Annotated in this window: 3 protein-coding genes and 1 pseudogene; all 4 read right to left on the bottom strand. The window is 56.2% G+C overall.

Features of this window, described 5'->3' with window-relative positions; all coding sequences use genetic code 11:
- A pseudogene (locus Q0216_RS03190) lies at positions 1–450 on the bottom strand (teichoic acid transporter); the annotation flags it as partial.
- 281 nt (positions 451–731) lie between these two features.
- Positions 732–2,483: an MtrAB system histidine kinase MtrB gene (gene mtrB / locus Q0216_RS03185; RefSeq protein WP_298592869.1), complete on the bottom strand. Its 1,752-nt coding sequence runs from the start codon at positions 2,481–2,483 to the stop codon at positions 732–734.
- A 34-nt stretch (positions 2,484–2,517) separates the two neighbouring features.
- A complete protein-coding gene (mtrA, locus tag Q0216_RS03180) occupies positions 2,518–3,219 on the bottom strand; it encodes an MtrAB system response regulator MtrA (protein WP_298592867.1) in 702 nt (233 codons plus the stop codon).
- Positions 3,220–3,275: 56 nt separating this feature from the next.
- Positions 3,276–4,412 (bottom strand): methionine synthase (locus Q0216_RS03175; RefSeq protein WP_298592865.1); only part of this gene is annotated, 1,137 nt, incomplete at its 5' end.

Below are 4,412 nucleotides of genomic sequence, written 5' to 3'. Positions count from 1 at the left end.
AGTCTCAGTCTGAGCCTCCGGGAAGGTGCTCGTAATACCCTGACTATTCACAGTCGCCGTCTGCTGGAAACGCACATGATACGTGCCCTCAGCAGTTCCACTATCGTCGCTGCGAGGCTGCACCGTATTACGGTACACGCGAGTCGTACCCATAGGATTCCAACGACCCGCAAAAGAAGAACTCAAATACTGGCGCGCCACAGCATAATTCTCAATGCTATCCACACCAGCACGCACGAACCCCTCAATAATTGCCTCGGGGGTAGCACCGGCCAGCGGACCCGGCGCGCGCGCCGGAGAAGTGTTAACACTCTTCATATCCAGACCGCTACTGTGCTGAGTCACTCGATTGTTCGAGGGAAGACCAGCACAAGAGCTCACGAGCGTCGCCAAAGACACCGCACCCAAAGACAGCGCGGCGCGTCGAGAAACAATAGCTCTGTGAGACATGGAGGTCTTAACCTTCCTCTACGAACAATGACAAGAATCCACCATCCAACGTTACCGGCCACCGCAACGGAGTGAAAACATACCTACCTCGATTGTACTGGTTTACCAGTGCAAATACGCAAGGATAAGCGCAAATGCTCATAGCGTAACGTCAGCACCTTACCTGGACAGAGCCGAGAACACTTATACCCGGCAAGAAAACCCACACTTATTCGTGGACCTTCCCACCAGTTTCAAACTCTGCCGCTACTACTGTGCATAACGCCTGTCGGTGCGCACTGCTAAGCGTCATCCTCCACATTCGCACGGGGAGAAATAGTCGGCAGCGTATCCTTAGCCGTTGCCGAACGATGCGCACTCACCTCGGGCTCACCGGTCACCAGGACCGGCGACTCACCCAAAGGCGCACCCTGCACCAGCGGCAGGTTCATCGTGAAGCAGGCGCCGCGGCCCTTCTCGCCCCACGCCTCAATCGTGCCGCCGTGCAGACGCACATCCTCAGCAGCAATCGACAGGCCCAGACCGGTACCGCCCAGGGTACGCTTACGCGAAGTATCAGCACGCCAGAAACGGTTGAACACCTGAACGGCCTCATCCTCAGACAGACCGATACCGTGGTCACGCACCGCAACGCCCAGGTTCGTGGCGTTCGCACCCACGTACACGTCAATCGGTCGGGATTCACCGTGCTCAATCGCGTTGTACAGCAGGTTACGGAGCACACGCTCAATACGCACACGGTCCATATCCACCATGATGCTCTCATGGCTCGTATGCACGTTCAGCTTAGTGTTCGTACGCTCCAGGTGCGGCAGAGCCTCCTGCAGAATATTCGACAGCACACGCATGAAGTCTTCGGTGTCGATGGTCAGCATTGCGCTACCGGCATCGAAACGAGAAATTTCCAGCAGGTCAGCAAGCATCGACTGGAAACGATCCACCTGATCGTGCAGAAGCTCCACCGTACGGCTCAGCGGTCGTTCCATGTCCTCACGCGAATCATACAGAAGCTCAGTACCCAAACGCACCGTCGCCAGCGGAGTACGCAACTCGTGCGACACGTCAGACACAAAGCGCTGCTGCAGAGTCGACAGGCGCTCCAGCTGAACAATCTTCTCCTGCAACGAATCAGCCATCAAGTTAAACGAATAACCCAGACGCGCCGCCTGATGCTCACCGTGCACCGACACACGCTGATCCAGGTCACCGGCAGCCAGCTTCTCAGCGGTAATAGCGGTCTGAGTAATCGGGCGGACCACAAAACGAGTCACAATCCACACCACAGAAAGCACCACCGCAAGCAGTGCGCAGAAACCACCAAACAGAACAAAGTTAATATGCGCAATCGTGGCGGAAGAATCCGTCATATCGTACACAAGGAACAAACCGTAATTAGGATTCTGAGAAATAGAAATATGTGTACCAACAATAAGCACCGGATAGGTACGCTCACGATTATTTTCGACAGTAGTCACAGTAGACGTCTGCCAGAAAATACCTTCTTTATCGCGAACAGTTGTTTTGAAATCATTCGGAATACTCGAAGAATTCAAAGAATTATTACTACTCTGCTCGGGAATAAAACCCTGCTTACCTTGACCTTCCAAAGGTACAAGAATCCAATTGCGCTTACCCGAACCGCCCGCGTCAAGAATGGTCAGGGTACGGCTCACATTACGGCGGATCTCACTGTCACTACGAGCCTCAGAGGAGTCCAGCACACTCTGAACGTTACGGAAACCACTCTCCGATTCCGCCAGCGCCTGAGACTTCTGATTCTCAAAAAGACTCGACGCAATCTGACTCGATAAGGACCAACCCACCATCAAGAAGCTTAGGAACATCATGATGCCCGCAGTAGCCAAAGCACGGAACTGCAGAGATTCCTTCCACAGACGCTGAACACGCTGAGGCAGGCTCTTCCCCTGCTTCTGCGCCTTACGCGGCTTGGAAGTGCGGGTACGCGAAGAGGCGGAGGCTACCGCCTCCGCCGTCAAAGCGCCGTGCTCATGGCTCGACTTCGCAACAGACAATCAGGTTATCCCTTCGCCTATGAATAGGTTCCGATTAGCTACCGGAAGATCCCACCAGCTCGGCCGGAATCTTATAGCCAACACCACGGACCGTCTGAATGAAACGATCCGCACCCAGCTCATCAAACTTAGCGCGCAAACGCTGGACATGCACGTTCACCAGAGAATCGCTCACATCAGTGTAGCCCCAAACCATGTCCAACAGTTCCTGACGACTCAACGCCTGACCGGGGTGACGCACCAGCGCAGCCAGCAAATCAAACTCCAGAGGAGTCATGGGAACCTCAGTGCTGTGGTACTTGACGGTACGACCGTCCATATCCATGACAATATCGCCAATGGACACGACCAGCTGGCGGCTCTCACGCGGACGCAGACGAGTGCGAATACGCGCCAACAATTCAGCGTGCTTAAAAGGCTTCGCAATGTAATCATCAGCGCCAGCCTCAAGACCCTTAACAATATCTTCAGTGTCGCTTTTAGCGGTCAACATAATAATCGGCACATTAGAAGAGCGACGAATTTGCTGGCACACTTCAATACCGTTCATGCCAGGAAGCATCAAATCCAAAAGCACCAAATCGGGAGTGGAGCGCATAAAAGTTTCAAAAGCGCGGCTGCCATTTTCGCAGAAAACAGCGTTAAAGCCCTCTTGTGCGAGCACGAGGCCAATCATTTCCGCCAGAGCATCATCGTCATCAACCACCAAAATGGTGTGTGCGTCGCTTGCGCTCACAGTACCTCCCTAAAGAATTTGTCGTAAATACTTACATAAAAATGCTGATTATCTAATCATACCGCGCACTCAGCCAATGCACGGGCACACTCTGTCACCCGAGCCAGCGAAGCCGTAGCATCCAGCACACTCACCGCACCCGAGGTGGAGGCAGAAGGCGCCGACCCCGTTTGCGGGCGCTCATCGGCCATCAAACCCATCGCACTCAACTGCGTCGGTTCAAGACCAACCTCACGCCACAGACTGTACAGGCGGCGCACCTGATCAGGAACCCGCGCAGAGGTCACCACCGGCAGCCACAGCTGAGTATTCGCCTCCAGAAGCTGCGCTACAGGCTCCCAGGAACGAGGGTCGCTCAGCGGCGGAACCTGCAACATGCCCGGCCCCTTGAGGCGGGCACGATCAGGATGCAGCAGCAAAGCGCAGGGAGCGGCACCCTCAACCTGCATAGCTTTCAACAGTGCCAACGCGTCAAGGGCGGGACGGGGCTGGGTCAGTAGCTTCAGCTCCTGCACCGGCTTGAGCGCGGTACCGTCCACGTCCAGGATGAGCTGCAGATTTAGCTCAGCAAAACGCTCTGCCACCCGGCGGTACACCTGCTGATAGTAGTGAGGCTGCAGCGCCGGCAGAGAACGGAAACCACTCACGGTAGGAATGGCCCCCTCCATCAGACGCTGAAACTCCGACTCGTCCAGTTGCACGGCAATCAGCGCCTGCGGAGCCTGCAGAGCCTCACGCAGAGACTCAGCCCAACGCTCCAGGCCTTCCAAGAACGATTCCAGCAGGTCGCGGCTCGCCCCCACATCACTGATAACGCGCTCGCCGCCGGGCAGGTAGATACTCGCGGCAAGAGTCAGCGGACCGATCAGCTGAATCTTATACACCGGGGCCTGTCCTGAGCCGAAACGTTTCTTCTGCGCGCCCACGCGATCAGCTAGAAGATTGATGTCCGAGAGCAGACGGTCCTGAGCCAGGGCAGACTCGCGTGCTCCCCTGCCGCCGCTATGCACCATGCGCCAACCAAACGAGGCACCGTCAAAGGCAAGTCCCTCGCACACCGCCAGGGTGCGTGCCAGCGGGGTACTCCGCCAGCCCAGCGCCGGCAGATGCGGCAGGAACGGCAGATGCGGAGCGCCCAGCTCACCCTCCACGCGGGACATCGCCTCAGCCATATCATCGCCGGGAAAATCGCC

Origin of the sequence: uncultured Rothia sp., assembly GCF_937976295.1 — a bacterium.
Taxonomy (GTDB): Bacteria; Actinomycetota; Actinomycetes; order Actinomycetales; family Micrococcaceae; genus Rothia.
This window is presented reverse-complemented; position numbering and strand designations above follow the sequence as displayed.